This is a genomic window from Vibrio sp. 397 (assembly GCF_033339395.1).
GTDB classification, from domain to species: Bacteria; Pseudomonadota; Gammaproteobacteria; order Enterobacterales; family Vibrionaceae; genus Vibrio; species Vibrio alginolyticus.
Genome location: NZ_JAWOUN010000020.1, coordinates 12386 through 31844 on the forward strand (window position 1 = coordinate 12386; position 19459 = coordinate 31844).

At 45.8% G+C, this 19459-nt stretch carries 20 protein-coding genes; 11 read left to right on the plus strand and 9 right to left on the minus strand.

What is annotated here, in order from left to right; translation table 11 throughout:
* Positions 1 to 138 precede the first annotated feature (138 nt).
* Genes frdA through frdD form a run of 4 tightly spaced genes read left to right on the plus strand, consistent with a single transcriptional unit; the run spans position 139 to position 3471 of the window.
* The gene (gene frdA, locus R7P36_RS21635) at positions 139 to 1938 is read left to right on the plus strand and encodes a fumarate reductase (quinol) flavoprotein subunit (protein ID WP_054575300.1); all 1800 of its coding nucleotides are present in this window, start codon (positions 139 to 141) and stop codon (positions 1936 to 1938) included.
* Positions 1938 to 2696 (plus strand): succinate dehydrogenase/fumarate reductase iron-sulfur subunit, encoded by a 759-nt coding sequence (locus tag R7P36_RS21640; protein WP_005381489.1) that lies wholly within the window; start codon positions 1938 to 1940, stop codon positions 2694 to 2696. Before frdA ends, R7P36_RS21640 begins: the two co-directional genes overlap by 1 nt.
* A 2-nt stretch (positions 2697 to 2698) precedes the next feature.
* The gene (gene frdC, locus R7P36_RS21645; protein ID WP_005381491.1) at positions 2699 to 3082 is read left to right on the plus strand and encodes a fumarate reductase subunit FrdC; all 384 of its coding nucleotides are present in this window, start codon (positions 2699 to 2701) and stop codon (positions 3080 to 3082) included.
* 11 nt (positions 3083 to 3093) lie between these two features.
* Positions 3094 to 3471 carry a fumarate reductase subunit FrdD gene (frdD, locus tag R7P36_RS21650; protein WP_005381493.1) on the plus strand — a complete coding sequence of 126 codons (378 nt, stop codon included), beginning with the start codon at positions 3094 to 3096 and terminating at the stop codon, positions 3469 to 3471.
* A 103-nt stretch (positions 3472 to 3574) separates the two neighbouring features.
* Here the strand turns inward: frdD and R7P36_RS21655 are convergent, their stop codons facing one another.
* Together R7P36_RS21655 and efp are read right to left on the minus strand one after the other, a co-directional pair.
* The gene (locus R7P36_RS21655; protein WP_005386397.1) at positions 3575 to 4978 is read right to left on the minus strand and encodes an SPFH domain-containing protein; all 1404 of its coding nucleotides are present in this window, start codon (positions 4976 to 4978) and stop codon (positions 3575 to 3577) included.
* Positions 4979 to 5244: 266 nt separating this feature from the next.
* Positions 5245 to 5811, minus strand: coding sequence for an elongation factor P (efp, locus tag R7P36_RS21660; RefSeq protein ID WP_005381500.1), 567 nt, complete (start codon positions 5809 to 5811; stop codon positions 5245 to 5247).
* A gap of 32 nt (positions 5812 to 5843) precedes the next feature.
* Between efp and epmB the strand changes: the two genes are divergently transcribed.
* Both epmB and R7P36_RS21670 read left to right on the plus strand, forming a co-directional pair.
* On the plus strand, positions 5844 to 6866 hold the full coding sequence (gene epmB / locus R7P36_RS21665; RefSeq protein ID WP_053307395.1) for an EF-P beta-lysylation protein EpmB: 1023 nt from the start codon (positions 5844 to 5846) through the stop codon (positions 6864 to 6866).
* A 95-nt stretch (positions 6867 to 6961) separates the two neighbouring features.
* Positions 6962 to 7459 carry an MgtC/SapB family protein gene (locus R7P36_RS21670; protein WP_005381504.1) on the plus strand — a complete coding sequence of 166 codons (498 nt, stop codon included), beginning with the start codon at positions 6962 to 6964 and terminating at the stop codon, positions 7457 to 7459.
* 100 nt (positions 7460 to 7559) lie between these two features.
* On the opposite strand, the gene R7P36_RS21675 is transcribed toward R7P36_RS21670, so the two are convergent.
* The 3 genes from R7P36_RS21675 to R7P36_RS21685 form a co-directional block, all read right to left on the minus strand.
* Entirely contained in the window at positions 7560 to 8123 is a 564-nt protein-coding gene (locus R7P36_RS21675; RefSeq protein WP_005381507.1) for a VC2662 family protein, read from the minus strand.
* Between the two features lie 313 nt (positions 8124 to 8436).
* A complete protein-coding gene (gene groL / locus R7P36_RS21680) occupies positions 8437 to 10083 on the minus strand; it encodes a chaperonin GroEL (protein WP_005381509.1) in 1647 nt (548 codons plus the stop codon).
* A gap of 77 nt (positions 10084 to 10160) precedes the next feature.
* Positions 10161 to 10451 (minus strand): co-chaperone GroES, encoded by a 291-nt coding sequence (locus R7P36_RS21685; protein ID WP_005381516.1) that lies wholly within the window; start codon positions 10449 to 10451, stop codon positions 10161 to 10163.
* Positions 10452 to 10691: 240 nt separating this feature from the next.
* Between R7P36_RS21685 and R7P36_RS21690 the strand changes: the two genes are divergently transcribed.
* Positions 10692 to 12074: an MATE family efflux transporter gene (locus tag R7P36_RS21690; RefSeq protein ID WP_064354383.1), complete on the plus strand. Its 1383-nt coding sequence runs from the start codon at positions 10692 to 10694 to the stop codon at positions 12072 to 12074.
* 89 nt (positions 12075 to 12163) lie between these two features.
* On the opposite strand, the gene pfkA is transcribed toward R7P36_RS21690, so the two are convergent.
* The 3 genes from pfkA to R7P36_RS21705 form a co-directional block, all read right to left on the minus strand.
* A complete protein-coding gene (pfkA, locus tag R7P36_RS21695) occupies positions 12164 to 13126 on the minus strand; it encodes a 6-phosphofructokinase (RefSeq protein ID WP_005381521.1) in 963 nt (320 codons plus the stop codon).
* A 283-nt stretch (positions 13127 to 13409) separates the two neighbouring features.
* Positions 13410 to 14318, minus strand: coding sequence for a CDF family cation-efflux transporter FieF (fieF, locus tag R7P36_RS21700; RefSeq protein WP_025768809.1), 909 nt, complete (start codon positions 14316 to 14318; stop codon positions 13410 to 13412).
* 111 nt (positions 14319 to 14429) lie between these two features.
* On the minus strand, positions 14430 to 14942 hold the full coding sequence (locus R7P36_RS21705) for a CpxP family protein (protein WP_005386388.1): 513 nt from the start codon (positions 14940 to 14942) through the stop codon (positions 14430 to 14432).
* A 190-nt stretch (positions 14943 to 15132) separates the two neighbouring features.
* Between R7P36_RS21705 and R7P36_RS21710 the strand changes: the two genes are divergently transcribed.
* The 4 genes from R7P36_RS21710 to trmL all read left to right on the plus strand — a co-directional run bounded on the left by R7P36_RS21710 (position 15133) and on the right by trmL (position 18615).
* Positions 15133 to 15822, plus strand: coding sequence for a response regulator (locus R7P36_RS21710; protein ID WP_005382384.1), 690 nt, complete (start codon positions 15133 to 15135; stop codon positions 15820 to 15822).
* Positions 15822 to 17216, plus strand: coding sequence for an envelope stress sensor histidine kinase CpxA (gene cpxA / locus R7P36_RS21715; RefSeq protein ID WP_054579327.1), 1395 nt, complete (start codon positions 15822 to 15824; stop codon positions 17214 to 17216). The genes R7P36_RS21710 and cpxA overlap by 1 nt, the downstream gene beginning before the upstream one ends.
* A gap of 174 nt (positions 17217 to 17390) precedes the next feature.
* Positions 17391 to 17999: a superoxide dismutase gene (locus tag R7P36_RS21720; protein WP_005382382.1), complete on the plus strand. Its 609-nt coding sequence runs from the start codon at positions 17391 to 17393 to the stop codon at positions 17997 to 17999.
* A 136-nt stretch (positions 18000 to 18135) separates the two neighbouring features.
* The gene (gene trmL, locus R7P36_RS21725) at positions 18136 to 18615 is read left to right on the plus strand and encodes a tRNA (uridine(34)/cytosine(34)/5-carboxymethylaminomethyluridine(34)-2'-O)-methyltransferase TrmL (protein WP_005382381.1); all 480 of its coding nucleotides are present in this window, start codon (positions 18136 to 18138) and stop codon (positions 18613 to 18615) included.
* Between the two features lie 70 nt (positions 18616 to 18685).
* Here the strand turns inward: trmL and R7P36_RS21730 are convergent, their stop codons facing one another.
* Positions 18686 to 19204 (minus strand): FxsA family protein, encoded by a 519-nt coding sequence (locus tag R7P36_RS21730; RefSeq protein ID WP_005386383.1) that lies wholly within the window; start codon positions 19202 to 19204, stop codon positions 18686 to 18688.
* Positions 19205 to 19459: the final 255 nt, after the last annotated feature.

Sequence of the window (19459 nt, forward strand, 5' to 3'; positions counted from 1 at the left end):
AAAAACCCAATTACATCAATTTTTCTGCCATGTGGCTCATCTACACTAACCCTACTACTTTTGGGGAGTTCTTTTTAAGGAGCGCCTCGTAATGACAATAACAAGCGGATTTCCGCAATCACACACTGGAGGATAACTGTGCAAATTATCACCACAGATATCGCAGTCATCGGCGCAGGCGGCGCTGGTCTTCGTACTGCTATTGCAGCGGCTGAAGCAAACCCAGACTTAGAAGTCGCTCTGATTTCTAAAGTTTATCCAATGCGCTCCCACACGGTCGCTGCAGAGGGTGGCTCAGCAGCAGTTATCAAGGATGAAGATAGCTTAGACAACCACTTCAACGACACTGTTGGCGGTGGTGACTGGCTATGTGAACAGGATGTTGTTGAATACTTTGTAGAGAACGCGACTCGCGAAATGATCCAAATGGAGCAATGGGGTTGCCCATGGAGTCGTAAAGAGAACGGTGAAGTCAACGTACGCCGCTTTGGTGGTATGAAGGTTGAACGTACTTGGTTCGCTGCAGACAAAACTGGCTTCCACATGCTTCATACGCTATTCCAGACATCAATGAAGTACAGCAACATCAAACGTTTTGATGAGTACTTTGTGGTGGATCTGCTTGTTGATGAAGGCGAAGTTCAAGGTCTGATTGCTATTCACATGTCTGAAGGCGAGCTTGTTACTATCAAAGCAAAATCTGTTGTTCTAGCAACAGGTGGCGCGGGCCGTGTTTACCACTGTAACACCAACGGCGGTATCGTAACGGGCGATGGTATGGCAATGGCTTACCGTCACGGCGTTCCTCTACGTGATATGGAATTCGTTCAATACCACCCAACCGGTCTTCCAGGCACAGGTATCCTGATGACGGAAGGTTGTCGTGGTGAAGGCGGTATCATCGTTAACAAGAATGGCTACCGTTACCTACAAGATTACGGCATGGGCCCTGAAACTCCAGTTGGCCAACCGAAGAACAAATACATGGAACTGGGTCCTCGTGACAAAGTTTCTCAAGCTTTCTGGCACGAACAACAGAAAGGCAACACCATCAAACACCCACTGGGTGACGTGGTGCACCTAGACCTTCGCCACCTTGGTGAAGAGTACCTACAAGAACGTCTACCGTTCATCTGTGAGCTAGCAAAAGCTTATGTAAACGTGGACCCTGCAAAAGAGCCAATTCCAATTCGTCCAACCGTTCACTACACCATGGGTGGTATTGAAACGGACGGCGGTTGTGAAACTCGCATTAAAGGCCTATTCGCGGTGGGTGAATGTGCGTCTGTTGGTCTTCACGGTGCAAACCGTCTAGGGTCTAACTCACTGGCTGAGTTCGTGGTATTTGGCCGCGTAGCGGGTGAAAATGCAGTGAAACGCGCAGCAGAATTCAAAGGTTGGAACGACGCGGCAATTGACACGCAAGTCAAAGCCGTTGAAGAGCGCATCGCGAAACTGATGAACCAAGAAGGCGACGAAAACTGGGCAGAAATACGCACAGAAATGGGCCACACCATGGAAGCGGGCTGTGGTATCTACCGCCAAGAAGATTTGATGCAAGCGACTATCGACAAAATCACTGAGTTGAAAGAACGCTACAAACGCATCAGCATCAAAGACAAAGGTAAAGTGTTCAACACAGACCTTCTATACGCAATCGAAGTGGGTTACGGCCTAGAAGTCGCAGAAGCGATGGTTCACTCTGCGATTCTACGTAAAGAATCTCGCGGTGCGCACCAACGTCTAGACGACGGTTGTACAGAACGTGATGACGTGAACTTCCTAAAACACTCACTTGCTTTCTACAAGCCAGAGTCAGCACCAAGTATCGATTACAGCAATGTGACCATCACTAAGTCACAACCAAAAGCTCGTCTATACGGTGAAGCAGCAGAAAAAGCCGCGGCTGAAGAGAAGAACGCAGAGGAGCAAGCATAATGTCAGCAAATCGCATTCAAAAAGTAGACATCCTGCGTTACGACCCAGAAAAAGATGCAGAACCATACAAGCAAACATTCGAAGTCCCATTCGATGAAACCATGTCTGTACTTGACGCACTTGGTTACATCAAAGACCACCTAGACAAAGATCTGTCTTACCGTTGGTCTTGCCGTATGGCGATCTGTGGTTCTTGCGGCATCATGGTGAACAACGTACCGAAACTTGCTTGTAAGAGCTTCCTACGTGACTACCCAGACGGTGTGACTATCGAGCCTCTAGCGAACTTCCCAATCGAGAAAGACTTGATTGTTGATATGACGCCATTCATCGAGCGCCTAGAAGCAATCAAACCATACATCATTGGTAACGATCGTAAACCAGAAGACGGTACGAACTTGCAAACGCCAGAACAGATGGCGAAATACAAGCAGTTCGCTGGCTGTATCAACTGTGGTCTGTGCTATGCAGCATGTCCTCAGTTTGGTCTTAACCCAGAGTTCATCGGTCCTGCTGCACTAACGCTAGCCCACCGCTACAACCTAGACAGCCGTGACAACGGTAAAGATGAGCGCATGAAGCTTATCAACGGTGAAAACGGTGCTTGGGGTTGTACGTTTGTTGGTTACTGTTCTGAAGTTTGTCCGAAGAACGTTGACCCAGCAGCGGCAGTAAACCAAGGCAAAGTGGAGTCTTCTATGGACTTCGTGATTGCTATGTTGAAACCTGATGGTTCACCAAAGAAAGTGGAGGCATAAGGATGAGCAATCGTAAACCTTACGTTCGTGAAGTAAAACGCACTTGGTGGAAGAACCATCCTTTCTACCGCTTCTACATGCTACGTGAAGCGACGGTGCTTCCGTTAATCCTATTCACTCTGTTCCTAACTTTCGGTTTAGGTTGCTTGGTGAAAGGTCCTGAAGCATGGCAAGGTTGGTTAGCGTTCATGGCGAACCCAATCGTAGTCGCAATCAACATCGTTGCACTACTCGGTAGCCTATTCCACGCTCAAACTTTCTTCAGCATGATGCCACAAGTAATGCCAATTCGTTTGAAAGGCAAACCAGTGGACAAGAAGATCATCGTATTGACTCAGTGGGCCGCGGTTGCGTTCATCTCACTGATCGTTCTCATCGTGGTGTAAGGAGCTGAGCAATGAAACCGAATTATAGTGTAAACACATCACCAAAACGTTCTGATGAGCCAATCTGGTGGGGTCTGTTTGGCGCAGGTGGTACTTGGTTCGCGATGATCACGCCAATCACCGTTCTTGTGCTAGGTATCTTGGTCCCACTAGGCGTGATTGACGCAGAAGCGATGAGCTACGAGCGTGTCTCTGCCTTCGCAACCAGCATCATCGGTGCGCTATTCATCATTGGCACGCTAGCATTGCCAATGTGGCATGCAATGCACCGTGTACACCACGGCATGCACGACCTTAAATTCCACACTGGTGTGATTGGTAAAATTGCATGCTATGCATTTGCAGGCCTCATCACTGCACTAGCAGTTATCTTTATCTTCATGATTTAAGAGACTGACCAAAAAAAGAAAAAGCTGGCTAAATGCCAGCTTTTTTATTGCTTTGGGTTACCCATGATCTTTTTGCTTTTTAAGCTTTTGACCACCCATGATCTTATTGCTGTGCGACCTTCTTTGTCTGGTCCATAAGACCCAGAGCACCAAAGCCAGTAATCACATCTAGGTTTGTTTTCAAGCCCGTTTCGTCACTTCCACCAATGTAATTTTGTGGCATCTGAACTTGAAAGTTTTGCAAATTGTTGTACAGCGAGTTCGCTACGTCTCGATTCAATTCTGCCAAGTAAACTTCACGGTTTGCTCCTAACGCTGCATACTTACCTTTTAGGACTTCAGATTCTGCGCGACCTTTCGCTAATATCGCTTTCGCTTCAAACTCAGCAGAAAGTGCGTTCGCTTTTTGAATCGCTAAGTTAGCCTCTGCGATAGCTAGCTCTTTCTCCTTCTCTACTTCAGCAAGTCGTTTGGTTTTTTCCACTTCAACGATTTCACGCTCTGCAATCTGACGTGCAACTTCCACTTCTTTTTGCTGAGCAATAATTGCGAGTTCTTTACCACGCTGGGCGTCTTGCACCTCACGTGTTCGTTGAATCTCTTTGCGTAACTGCTCGGTCTCTGCCTGTGCTTTCGACGTTTCTTGTTCCTGAATCGCGCGAATACGATCCGCCACTAAACGCTTTTTATCTGCCAATAGCTGATCTAATTGCTTTTCGGGCTGTGGGTCACCAATGGTCACCTGCGTCACTTGAATACCGTATTGTTGTAACGGATTGTCTTGACGAATCGGTTGCCCGGTTTTGTCTACGACAGGCACGGTTTTCCAAACCAGTTGATTGGTGCGCTGTAATTGGTTCGGATTGGCTTGATTCGCCCCAACAGGCGCAAGATCCAACTCTTCCACTTCAACCTGACGTCGCTCTGTTAGATAAATCCCCTCTCGTAACTGATCGCCAAGTTTCGATTTGAATTGGTTCAAACCACCTTGGAAAAACTCTTCACCCGTGTATTGGGTTGCGGTAATCACCGTTACGTTACGTGCGTTCTTTACAAGCAGCGCATCGATCAAGTTACTGTTGTTGCGGAACTCTTTGTGCATCTTCTTCACCGCTTCAGGGTCATTACTGAGCTTAAAGCGGAATGTTACGGGGATCTGACCAATATAGGTGTCGGCAAATCGAACCTGAATCGCATCAAGGCGTTGATAAAAATCTTCGCCCTTGCTGTTACCGAATGACACGGTGATCACTTGGTCATACTTGGTGATTTTGGACAGAAATGGCATGCGAAAATGAATGCCAGGTTCAGTAAACACATCCAACTCACCAGTAATATTATTCTGATGCACGTAGCTGTAACCCGCATCGGTCATCAGCACCGAGCTATTAATCGTTAAGCCTATTGCCAACAGCGGTACGCCAAATACGGCTGCTTTTAATCCTTTATGTAGTAACTGACGTCTTTCTTCCACCTTTAAACCCCTTCCTAAACCTCTGCTTTCCATTTTGTTCTCCTTTTTGGATTGTTACTGAGTTAAATCGATAAAAATCAGATTGCTATGCAACTCAGCGACAAGTACTAATGTATCAAAATGTTACATTAAGGAATAATCGACAGATTCATGGAATAAATAAGATTTTTACGAATAATACAAAATCATCAAAAATTTGCGGAGAATATCGATGTTTTACGCTGAGGGATTAAAAGAGAAGAATCACAGGCAATAAAAAAGGCCGCCGAAGCGACCTTTCTAACAATCATATAAAGTGCTTACTTCACACGACCTACGTATTCAGCAGTACGAGTATCTACGCGAATCACTTCACCAATTGAGATGAACAGAGGAACACGAACAACAGCGCCAGTTGATAGCGTCGCTGGTTTACCGCCAGTACCTTGAGTATCACCTTTCAGGCCTGGGTCTGTGTCTACAACTTCTAGCTCAACGAAGTTTGGTGGAGTAACAGTAATTGGGTTACCGTTCCAAAGAGTGATCATACAAGTGTTGTTTTCTACCAACCACTTAGCGTTTTCACCTACCGCTTTTGCATCCGCTGCGATCTGTTCAAACGTTTCACTGTTCATAAAGTGGTAGAATTCGCCGTCTGAATATAGATAATCTAGGTCGATATCCATTACGTCTGCCACTTCACAAGTGTCACCAGACTTGAATGTTTTCTCTAGCACTTTACCAGAAAGAAGTTTACGAATTTTAACACGGTTGAACGCTTGGCCTTTACCTGGTTTAACGTATTCGTTTTCCAGAATTACACAAGGCTCGTTATCAAGCATTAACTTAAGACCGCCTTTAAATTCATTGGTGCTAACTGTAGCCATTTTTTCCTCTTACATTCTTAGAGCTAAATTCAATGCCGCACATAATAACCCGAAAAGTCGAATCTGTTGAGCAAAACTGGCTCAAACAGTTGGCGAATGGGATCTCTGATCCTGCAAAATTGCTCGAAATACTGGAAATTGATCCTTCACCGTGGCAAGACGGGTTTGCCGCGCGCAAGCTGTTTGCACAGCGTGTACCGCAAAGTTTTGTCGATAGGATGGAGAAAGGCAACCCTAAAGACCCTCTTTTACGTCAGGTTTTACCACTGAGCGACGAATTTGAGGTGCATCCGGGTTACTCCAATGATCCATTGGAAGAGCAGGACAATGAAGTCCCTGGCCTGCTACACAAGTATCGCAACCGCGCCCTGATGATTGTCAAAGGTGGCTGCGCGGTAAATTGCCGTTACTGCTTTCGTCGTCACTTCCCTTATCAAGAGAACAAAAGCGGGAAACAAGCCTGGACCAAGTGCTTAGAGTACATGGCACAACAACCAGAGTTGAACGAAGTCATCTTCTCAGGTGGTGATCCATTAATGGCAAAAGACGATGAGATTCATTGGCTTTTAGAGCACATTGCTCACATTCCTCACATCAAACGTCTGCGTATTCATAGCCGTTTACCTGTGGTGATTCCAGCTCGAGTCACTGATGAACTATGCCAACTTCTGCAAGCATCAAGGTTACAAATCATCCTCGTCACTCACATCAACCATGCCAACGAAATCAATGACGAATTTGCTGAACAGATGTTCAAGCTCAAAAGAGCGGGCGTTACGCTTCTAAACCAAGGCGTTCTGCTGAAAGGCGTGAATGATTCGGTAGAAGCTCAAGTGGCGTTAAGTGAGGCCTTATTTGACGCGGGTATCTTGCCTTATTACCTCCACGTTCTTGATAAGGTGCAAGGCGCAGCGCACTACTTTATTTCGGACGAAGAAGCGAAAGCTATTATGCGCGGACTCATCACGCGTGTATCGGGTTATCTGGTACCAAAACTCACACGAGAAGTTGGTGGCAGGCCAAGTAAAACGCCGTTGGATTTGCATTTAGAATAAGCTCTGACACTCAATTAAATTTGTCGTCTAGATTGATTATTTTTGTTCGCTTTGCACGGTAAGTCTATGCATACTCCGCACTTTTGGAGGTCAAGATGCATACAGCATTCGAACAAATTTTCGATCTTGGCCCATTCAGTTGGCCTGCCCTACTATGCTGCGCCATTAATGGGCTCATGATCGGTATAGAGCGCCAAACTCGTGGTAAACCGGTTGGCATTCGCACAGCAATATTAATTATTTCAGGCACCTACCTGTTTATGTCGATGGCAGTGTCGTTATCGCCAAATACTCTTGATCAAGCACGAGTGCTTGGTCAGATCATTACTGGCGTCGGCTTCTTAGGCGCTGGCGTTATGATGACACTTGATGGAAAAATCCATGGCGTAACATCCGCGGCTGTAATATGGGTGCTAGCAGGTTTAGGTTTGATGATAGGTTTGGGTTATTTAACGCAGTCGGTGGTTATTACTCTCCTGACACTAACCGTGTTGTTAGGTGTGGATAAAGCAGAAAACCACATCAAAGCATTACGCCGCGGTGTTCATCAAAGAATTCAACAACGCAAAACTTCATCACGATTAATTAAATAGTTAACGCTCCGAGAAACTCGCTTCATCTCATCAGTAATTAAAGAGCCCTCGACGAACATCGAGGGCTTTCTGTATATAAAGATTCTGACTTTCTCAGGGATTACTTAGCAAAGTTGATGAGTGGGAAACACTTGAAGAAACCGTTATCCGCACAGTTCAAAAGACCAATTTGCACACCATCGATTTGATCGGTCATGTTGAAGAAACCAAACTGGAAATTAGACTTCTTAGAGATACTCGCTAAGCCCACATCCGCCATGGTGTAGCCTTCAGAATAGTTCACCGCGCTCCAGTTCAAGCCTTTTACGTTGTTCGTAATGTTAACAGCACCCAAGTTAACACCCGTCGTCTGACCTTGGTTCCAGTTAACTAAGCCTAAAGACGCGCCTTTCATTTCTTGATTTACTTTTGCTGCACCAAAAAACAGACCGAAGTTCACACCTGTCGTACGATCCGTTTCTGACATACCAAGCAGTGAAAAGTCGACACCTTTAACCTCATTTACCTGCCCATGCAACACAGCTAAACGAACGCCACCTACTGAAGAATTAGAGGGTGCGTTTGTGTTATCGATAGTAGAGAACATCACAGGTGTACTGTCGGCAAAAGCAACAGGTGATGCGATAGCGGCTGCAACCGCCAATGACGTCATAAGCTTTTTCATTTTCATCTCCATGATGGGAAGCAACAATTTACAACATAGTGTAATGTTCAGATTTTGCTCTGTCCCCGTTCAAAAAGTGTTAGCAATAGGTCAGATTTAACCATCTGACTCAAAAGAAAAAATATTTCTCTTCGATTTTTTGCTTCTGAAATGGCGCTTTTTACGCTCAAAAATTTCATGATAAGCCACACCAGAACGTCATGTTTCTCAGGTGACACGCATAAAAAAGTCGAGGCATCTGCCTCGACTTTTAAGGGTTTGGTCGGTTATCTTTCCGCTATAAGGTTTCCCTAGAGCGATGAGATAAGCTGGCTTACATCATGCCGCCCATACCGCCCATGCCACCCATGCCGCCCATGTCAGGCATCGCTGGCGCGTCTTTTTGCGGTAGGTCAGTAACCATCGCTTCAGTTGTGATCATCAGACCTGCAACCGATGCTGCGAATTGTAGTGCAGAACGAGTAACTTTAGTTGGATCTAGGATACCCATTTCTAGCATGTCGCCGTATTCGCCTGTTGCCGCGTTGTAGCCGTAGCTACCTTCACCCGCTTTCACGTTGTTCGCAACAACTGAGTCTTCCTCACCTGCGTTCTTCGTGATTTGACGGATTGGCGCTTCCATTGCACGTAGTGCAACGCGGATACCAACGTTTTGTTCTTCGTTGTCACCCGTTAGGTGAGCAATCTTAGATGCCGCGCGGATAAGTGCAACACCACCACCAGCAACAACACCTTCTTCAACCGCTGCGCGAGTTGCGGCTAGCGCATCTTCTACACGGTCTTTCTTCTCTTTCATTTCAACTTCAGTCGCAGCACCAACTTTGATTACTGCAACACCGCCAGCCAGTTTAGCTACGCGCTCTTGTAGTTTCTCTTTGTCGTAGTCTGAAGTTGCGTCTTCGATTTGTTGACGAATCTGAGCAACACGGCCAGAGATCATCTCTTCTTCACCGATACCATCGATGATAGTCGTGTTTTCTTTCGTGATAGAAACACGCTTCGCTTGACCTAGATCTTCTAGTGCAACTTTTTCTAGCTCTAGACCGATCTCTTCAGAAATCACAGTACCGCCAGTTAGGATAGCGATGTCTTGTAGCATTGCTTTACGGCGGTCACCGAAACCAGGTGCTTTCACAGCTGCAACTTTTACGATGCCACGCATGTTGTTCACAACCAATGTTGCTAGCGCTTCGCCTTCTACATCTTCTGCAATGATAAGCAGTGGACGAGATGCTTTCGCGACAGCTTCTAGCGTTGGAAGAAGCTCACGAATGTTTGAGATCTTCTTGTCTACTAGAAGAATGAATGGGTTTTCTAGATCAACACTGCCTGATTCTTGGTTGTTGATGAAGTAAGGAGACAGGTAACCGCGGTCGAACTGCATACCTTCTACTACGTCTAACTCGTCTTGTAGCGCCTGACCTTCTTCAACCGTGATAACGCCATCACGACCCACACGCTCCATTGCTTCTGCAATGATATTACCTACGCTTGCGTCTGAGTTTGCAGAGATAGTACCAACCTGCGCGATCGCTTTTGTGTCGTTACATTCAACAGAAAGCTCTTTTAGTTGCTCAACTGCCGCAGCAACAGCTTTGTCGATACCACGCTTAAGATCCATTGGGTTCATGCCCGCCGCGACTGCTTTTAGACCTTCGTTAACGATAGATTGCGCTAGTACCGTTGCTGTTGTTGTACCGTCACCCGCTGCGTCGTTTGCTTTAGACGCAACTTCTTTAACCATTTGTGCGCCCATGTTCTGGAATTTATCTTCCAGCTCGATTTCACGCGCTACTGATACACCATCTTTAGTGATAGTTGGTGCACCAAAAGATTTGTCTAGAACGACATTACGTCCTTTAGGACCCAGTGTTACTTTTACTGCGTCAGCCAGAACGTTTACACCTTCCAGCATTTTAACTCGTGCGTCATTACCAAATTTAACGTCTTTAGCAGCCATCTTTGATTTCCTTTCTAAAATTCTTTGTGTGTAATTTCGTAATTGAATCTGAGCAAAAAATTACTCAATGATTGCTATTATTCAACGATCGCCATGATGTCGTTTTCAGACATGACAAGCACTTCTTTACCGTCGATTTTTTCAGTTTTTGTACCGTAACCTTCAGCGAAGATAACGGTATCACCGACTTTAACGTCTAGTGGCAGTACGGTGCCGTTTTCTAGGATCCGGCCTTTACCCACAGCTAGAACAACACCGCGAGTCGATTTTTCTGCAGCAGAACCAGTCAGAACGATGCCACCAGCAGACTTAGATTCAACTTCTTTACGTTCAACGATAACTCGGTCATGTAATGGACGAATGTTCATCGGTCGTCTCTCCTGAAAATTTCCATGTTTATTTGATAATTGTCCTTAGGGACTGTAGCCCCAGACACGTGATCCCTATATAAGGGGTCGAAGCAGCGATCCCAAGGGGGTGGCACAAAATTTTTGTGACTTAGTTAAAATAACGAACAACTAGGCAACGGTTTGCGTTAGAAATGCTCACTCGCTCGGCATCTCGCTTTCTTGTATCCTTGCAGTTTGCTCACCAGATAGTTGTCACACATGCAGGAAAATAACAAGCTAGAACCCCAAGCGACCGATAAGCATGGTTTGTTGACCGCACCCATTCCTGAAACGCTGCGGAAAATGACCGTCCCCATGACTATGGGCATGATCGCAATTTTGATGTTTAACTTGGTGGACACGTTTTTTATCTCGCTGCTTGGCACTCAAGCGCTAGCGGCTATCAGCTATACCTTCCCTGTCACCTTTGCGGTTAACTGCATTACGATGGGGATTGGGATGGGACTATCGACCAATATTGGTCGCTTGCTTGGGCAAGGTCATGCACCACAAGCTGCTCGGTTCACCACCCACGGTTTGTTGTTAGCCGTGTTACTTGTGGCTATCACGTCTTCTATTGGCTTTACCACCATTGCGCCATTGTTTCGTTTTCTTGGTGCGTCTGATGATCTCATCCCTCTTATTGAGCAATATATGCAGGTCTGGTATCTCACCATTCCTCTGCTAGTGATCCCAATGGCGGGCAACAGTGCTATCCGAGCTACTGGCGACACAAAAACACCAGCAAAAGTCATGATGTTGGCTGGTTTGATTAATGGCATGCTCGATCCATTGTTGATTTTCGGTTATGGCCCTTTTCCGGAACTTGGCATTCAAGGCGCAGCCATAGCAAGTGCCTTTAGCTGGTTAGGTGCTTTGTGTGGCTCATTCTATGTGCTAATTAAACGGGAAAAATTGCTTGCTCAACCCCAATGGGCTTTGCTGAAACAAGACTGGCAACAGACACTAAAAATTGGTACCCCTGCTGCGCTATCAAACGCGATGAATCCGTTGTCCGGTGCCATTCTGATGATGCTGTTATCCAACCATGGTACAGCGGCGGTTGCTGCTTACGGCGCAGCGCAGCGTATTGAGTCTATATTGATTTTAGTATTGATGTCGCTGACCTCTGCCCTCACACCGTTTATGGCACAAAATTTAGGAGCCAAACAACCGCAACGAGCCTTTTCCGGTTTATTTATTAGCATGCGTTTTGCAGTGGTATTCCAAGGGTTTATCTTCTTGATGATGGTGCCACTGAGCATTCCTCTGGCTGCGCTGTTTTCTCAGGAAGATGCGGTGAAAAACCTGCTTTGGCATTATTTACTGGTGGTGCCATTTAGTTATGGCTTCCAAGGCATAGTGATGATGTTAGTCAGTGGTTTGAATGCGATGCACAAGCCATTGCGTGCATTCCAGTGGAGCTTTATGCGGCTGTTCATTTTTACCTTGCCATCGGCGTGGATCGGGAGCCAAATCTACAGTATTGAAGGCTTGTTTATCGGTATCGCGGTTGGGAATACGTTGGGTGGGCTACTGGGCTACTTGTTTGCGCTGCGCGAGCGAAAATTAACGCTCATAGAGCAGAGCAGCGTGTCTTAACACTCGTCTATCGCTAGTTTCTTTTTGTTGATTCTCAAATACAAAAAACCGCGGAAAGCCGCGGTTTTGTTTATCTATTTCAAACTTGCTTAGAACAACTCTTCAGCAACTTTGTATAGATCGTTGCGTACTGGACGCTTCATGTTTTCGATTGCATCGATGATATCGTGGTGAACAAGTTGCTCTTTCACGATACCTACACAACGACCACCATGACCTTCGATCAATAGGTGAACAGCGTAGTTACCCATACGAGATGCTAGTACGCGGTCAAATGCAGTTGGACGACCACCACGTTGGATGTGACCAAGTACTGTTGCACGAGTTTCACGACCTGTCGCGGCTTCGATGTCACGTGCTAGTTCATTAGCATCCATCATTAGCTCAGTAAGCGCGATGATCGCGTGTTTCTTACCTTTAGCGATACCATCTTGGATGTTGCTGATCAGCTTGTCTTTGTCTAAACCAGTTTCCGGAGTGATGATGTATTCACAACCGCCCGCAATTGCAGACATCAGAGTCAAATCACCACAGTGACGGCCCATGATTTCTACAATTGAAATACGTTGGTGAGATGAAGAAGTATCACGTAGACGATCGATTGCATCGATAACGGTGTTTAGTGCACTTAGGTAGCCCACAGTGTAATCCGTACCTGCGATATCGTTGTCGATTGTGCCCGGAAGACCGATACATGGGTAACCCATTTCAGTCAGTTTCTTCGCACCCATGTACGAACCATCACCACCGATTACCACTAGTGCATCGATACCATGTTTTTTAAGGTTCTCAATCGCTTTTTCACGAACTTCCACTTGTTTAAATTCAGGGAAACGTGCAGAACCTAGGAACGTACCACCTTTGTTGATCACATCTGAAACGCTAGAACGATCTAGCTTCTCGATGCGGCCTTCGTATAGGCCTAGGTAGCCGTCGTACACACCGAATACTTCCAATCCTTCGGATAGTGCTGTACGTACTACGCCGCGTATCGCAGCGTTCATACCAGGTGCGTCACCGCCACTTGTTAAAACACCGATCTTCTTAATCATGCTCACCCTCGATCTTTGGCAATCAATTATTTAATTTTCTTTTAGGCCCCTTGTTACCAAGCAACCTGCATAATCCAGAACTGTGCGTTATGTTACATTTCCTCTACAGGATTACCAATGAAAACGCACTTTTTTATGTAACTTTTCTACTTATGTAAGAGTATTACAGTTTCTCTATGAAACTTTGTTGATTCATATCAGGATCACGAATCTTAATAAGTATTGATGGAAAGATAGTCAATAAGTACCTGTTTGTCGTCGGGCACTGATGGATTTTTCAAGCCTACCAATCTTGCGCTTTCTGCTCTTTCTCAGGTCCGAAAACGACAGACAATGGATCTTGATGGATCAGTACGTCCGCATCAGGAAACAGAGCCAATAAATTATCTTCCACTTTATCAGCAATGTAATGCGCCTCAATTAATCGTAAGTTATCGTCTAGCTCTAAATGCAACTGTATAAAGCGCGTCGGTCCGGACATTCGCGTGCGTAACTGATGCACGCCCAATACCCCTTTTACGCTCAAACAAGCTTGGTTAATTTGCTCAAGTTCTTCATCGGGCAACTTTCTATCAAGTAAGGTTTGAATCGCTTCGCTGACCATTTTGAAAGCGCTATAAAGAATGAAGACACCAATACCAATCGCAAACACAGCATCCGCTTGAGTCACTCCAAAATAACTGAGCCCCAGAGCCACCATGATCGCAGCATTCATATACAAGTCAGTCTGATAATGCAGAGAATCCGCCGCTATTGCTTGGCTCCCCGTCACGCGAACCACATGTTTTTGGAACATCACCAAGCCAAGTGTGACCACAATCGCAAACAGCGATACATACACACCTAACTCCGGTGCGTGTAAAGCATGTGGGCGGAAAAATCGGTCAATCCCGTTAAGAATCAAAAATACTGCCGAGCCCGAAATAAACATTGCTTGGGCTAGGGCCGCTAAGGACTCAGCTTTACCATGTCCAAACGTATGTTCGCGGTCTGCCGGTTGTAAGGCGTAACGAACCACCACAAGATTCACAACCGAAGCCGCGATATCTAACATGGAGTCAATCAATGACGCCAATAAGCTCACTGAGCCGGTTACCCACCACGTGATGACTTTTACTATCAGAAGAAGCGTCGCCACAATGGTTGCAGTCCAAGCGGCGGTCGTAACTAAACGTGCGTATTGCTGTTTCATAATCAAAGAGTTAACTAAAACCATACGTTGAGTATATTGAATGACCATGAAATAACCAGATCAAAAAGAGGCAACCAATGGCTGCCTCTTTATATAACATCAATTCATGACTTAATTATTGCGCGACTTTTCCATGCGCTTGTGCATTCTGTCGCCACACTCTTGCATACGTTCATTTTGTAGCTCAACAAATTTCGCTTTCTGCTCAGGTGTTAATACGCTAAGCATTTGGTGCTTTCTTTCTAGCATTTGCACGCGACGTTCCGTTTGGCGCTCAACCATCTCTTTTGCTAATTCGCTAGCTTGAGCTTCATCAAAGTTATCCGCCAGCAAAAGCGATTGTACTTTTGCGTGATGCGCTTGACGCTCAGCCATACGTGCTTCTTTGCCATCAGCGAATTTTGCTTTCATTTCTGCTTTGTTTGCTTCACGCATTTCTTTTAGCTGATCTTTTTGTGCATCAGTCAGGTCTAGTTGACGCATGACACCTCGGTCCATACCCATGCCGCATTCGTCACGAGGACCTTTATGATGGTTTTTACCACCGTAAGCGAATGCGCTTGCGGCGCCAAGAGTAAGAGGTAGAACAACAGCAGCTAACACAAGTTTTTTTGCAGACTTCATAATACGATTCCTTACACAGGTGAGTGGTTCTTCTGAGCTGTTCTCACAGCGCTTGAGTATAGAATACGACCCGCTAGGTAAAGCGACGTATAGGGAGCGTAAAGAATCGTAAAGAGTGATTTTTCTCCTCTTCGTTGCGCATCATTCCAATGTAATATTAGGCTATCGGTAACTTACTATAGGTGCCCCCATGGCAAACATTCTTTTAATCGATGACGATATCGAGCTAACCAGCTTATTAAAAGAAGTACTCAGTTTCGAAGGGTTTGACGTCAGCGAAGCAAATGACGGTGAAGCCGGCTTAGCCGCGATCAATGATAAGATTGATTTGATTTTGTTGGATGTCATGATGCCAAAACTCAATGGCATGGAAACGCTGAAACGCTTACGTGAAAATTGGGAAACTCCCGTCTTGATGCTGACCGCTAAAGGGGAAGAAATTGATCGCGTGATCGGCTTGGAACTGGGCGCGGATGATTATTTACCAAAACCTTTTAGTGACCGAGAGCTGTTGGCGCGTATCCGTGCGATTTTACGCCGCACTAGCAGCACACAAAAAAATACCAAAAACAGCGATTGCATTGAGTATCAAGAAATCCGCCTCTATCCCGGTAAGCAAGAAGCGTATTGTGAGCAACAGCTACTCGACCTCACGGCAACCGAGTTTGCGCTACTCACCCACTTCGTACAAAACCCAGGACAAGTGCTGACCAAAGAGACACTGAGCTTAGATGTGCTTGGTAAACGACTCGCTGCTTTTGATCGCGCTATCGATATGCATGTCTCGAACTTACGTAAAAAATTACCAGATCAAAGCAATGGCAAGCCGCGAATTAAAACCCTGCGTGGTCGTGGCTACATGCTGCTTGAGGAGGATTAATGCACCTATCACGCATCAAACTGCCAAACATCAATAGCCTGTATGGACGCATCTTTGCCATTTTTTGGTTCACCATGTTATTAGTATTGATAGCCGTGCTATCACTGCCACATTTGGACCCACGCAAAGCTCGCGATATTCCAGAAGAACACTACAAACGTATGGTAGAAACGCGTGACTCAATCCAACAAAAATACAGCCAGCAAACTGATTTAGGCCGCATACTTTTTCGTATCGAGGGCAACCGCCACGGCAAGCACGACCCTCGCCCACGAGTCTTTTTTTCTGACTACAGCGGTAATGTTCTTACGACAGAAAAACGCAGCAATTTTCAATTGCGTGCCATGCAAAACTTTGTCACCAGTATCGAAGATTACAATAATCCAAAGCAGAAGCTGTATGGTCGATACATGATTGCGGGCCCAATTCCTATCACTTTGGCAGGTTCCGATATCTTGATGTACGTGGGCTTCAAGTGGAATGAGCCACCACCTCTACTCCTGCGTCTGTTTGATCACCCATTCCAGCTCTTGCTTGCGGTCATGCTGGTTAGTACACCATTGCTGTTATGGCTTGCTTGGGCTTTGAGTCAGCCTGCACGTCGTCTTGAAGCCGCTGCTCAACGTGTGGCGAAAGGTGAATTTGTCACAGACCCAAATTTAGAAAAAGGTACGGCGGAATTTCGTCAAGCAGGCAGCAGCTTCAACCAGATGGTCGAAGCGGTTAATCAAATGATTTCAGGACAACAACGTTTGCTATCCGATATCTCTCACGAGCTGCGCTCACCTTTAACTCGTCTGCGTATGGCAAGCGCATTAGCGACGCGTAAACAAGGCGAAAGCCCAGAACTGACTCGTATCGATACCGAAGCGCAGCGCTTGGAACAGATGATCAGCGAACTATTAGAGCTTTCTCGCATGCAGGCGAACAGTCATATGACTCGCGAAACACAGCCACTAGAAAGTTTATGGGAAGAAATCATTAAAGATGCGCAGTTTGAAGCAGAGCAAATGGGCAAACAGCTACACTATTCAGAATTACCTAAGCGCAATATTTCCGGTAACCCTAAACTGCTGATGAGTGCGGTGGAAAATATCGTTCGTAACGCCATTTACTACGGAAAAGATGAGGTACAAATCGACATCAAAGCCGATGACGATACGCTTCGTATCACGGTTGACGATAATGGAGAAGGTGTACCAGAAGAGGAACTGGCCGCGATTTTTCGCCCGTTCTATCGCGTTTCCACGGCACGCGATCGCCACTCTGGCGGCACAGGTCTCGGCCTAACCATTACCGAAAGTGCCATTCGCCAGCACAGTGGCACGATCGCAGCCAGCCGAAGTCCGTTAGGCGGATTGCGCATGAGTATCACCTTACCGATCAATTGTTAGTCTCAATTTGATGAACTAACAATAATTCGCACCATATTTCTAGAGTGAGTGATTCACAGCCCCACCCTCACTTTAGAAATTGGCGAGGCTTCTTAGAATACCCTTACAAAGATCAAAGTTGATAATAATTATCGTTAGCATTAAAGTAAATTTTCCAATTAAGGAGGATTTACTATGTCACATACATTTCCCGCTCTGCCTTACCCGTACGATTCACTAGAGCCGTACATCGACGCGAAAACCATGGAAGTGCATTACAGCAAACACCACAAGACGTACTTTGATAAGTTTGTAAATGCCGTTGAAGGGAGCGAGCTCGAAACTCAGTCATTAGACGAGATCTTTGACAATATCTCTAAGCTCAGTCCAGCAGTACGTAATAATGGTGGCGGCTATTACAACCACATCATTTATTGGAATTGCATGTCACCAAACGGTGGCGGAGAGCCTCAAGGCGCGCTTGCTCAAGCAATTAACGATAAATTTGGTAGCTTTGCGCAATTTAAAGAGGCGTTTGCCCAAGCTGCCATCAATACCTTTGGGTCTGGCTTTGCATGGCTGATCGTAAAAGATGGTGAGATTCACATTACGTCCACCAGTAATCAAGACAACCCTCTGATGGACGTAGTGGATGTGCGCGGTGAACCAATCCTCGCATTAGACGTGTGGGAGCACGCGTATTACATCAGCTACCAAAACCGTCGCCCAGAATATATTGATGCGTGGTGGAACGTCGTCAACTGGCGAGCAGTTGAAGAAAACTATGCTCACGCTCTCTTATAAAGAGCATCACTACTCACGGTATTAACATCCGCGCTAATGCCTGCTTTCATACCCAGGTCAATCTTGCTGAATCTCGCATATCTCGGTGACTTGGGTATATACTGCCCCTCTCTTTGACCAACTCTATTTCAATACCATGTTTGATATCGCTTTATACGAACCAGAAATCGCGCCGAACACCGGCAACATCATTCGACTATGCGCCAACTGCGGTGCAAACCTTCACTTAATTGAACCTCTGGGTTTCGATCTTGAAGAGAAAAAAGTCCGCCGTGCTGGTTTGGATTACCATGATTTAGCTCGCGTAACACGCCATAAAAACTATCAAGCGTTCTTAGAGTATTTAGAGAAAGAGAAGCAAGGTAACTATCGATTGTTTGCCTGCACCACCAAAACCACAGGTCACCACGTTGATGCACAATACCAAGCGGGTGATGTTTTGATGTTTGGTCCAGAAACTCGTGGCTTGCCTGCTGAAATCATCGATAGCTTGCCAATGGAGCAGCGTATTCGCATTCCAATGATGCCAGATGCGCGCAGCCTAAACCTTTCGAATGCCGTTGCGATCATTGCTTTTGAAGCATGGCGTCAAATGGGCTTTGAAGGCGCATTGTAAGCAGCACGAATTCCAAATACAGAAAAGGGCGCTTGGTGCGCCCTTTTGTTTTCTTTACTGTCTAACTCAATCAGTTGAGCTTGTTGCGATCATCATCGTCTTTACGCTCGTATTCCCCTTCGAAGGTCTTGCCATTATCTGACTGGGAATCAAAAGGGTCACGACGGAACGGGTCTTGCTCAAATGGCCCCTGGTTAGAGAAACCACCTTGGAAGCCACCACCATGCATGGTTTTCACCACCATTTTGCTCATCAAGTATTTAGCTATCGCGGCGCGTGGCGCAGGAAGCAACACCAACATACCAAGGGCATCGGTCATAAAGCCTGGGGTTAACAGTAGCACGCCAGCCACCGCTAGCATTACGCCTTCAAAAATTTGCTGGGCTGGAATTTCACCTTGTTCAAGACGCCCCTGTACTGACATCAGTGTTTGTATACCTTGGCTACGAACCAACGACGCACCAACAAATGCAGTGATTAAGACTAGTGCAATGGTCGGCCATAAACCTAAAAAGCCGCCCACCTGAATAAATAAGCCGATTTCAATGATCGGAACAAAAATAAACGCTAATAATAAGATAGGAAACACACGCCCTCCTTTGTTTAATTCAGTGTAATGGTAAAAGCAGACTAAGCTCAAACGAATCGTTGTAAAAAAGCGTGTTCATACTGGTCTCCTTCTCTTTTAGACAAAGTAGCGGGAACGCGTTTCATTCAATTGCATACCGATTTTTTCGTGCTTTTAAAGTGCTAATTTCGAACTCTAAAAACTCATGTTTGTCGAGGAAAATCGAGTACCTATAAAGGGTTATTAATAACCCGTTCATACTTTGCAAATTATTGA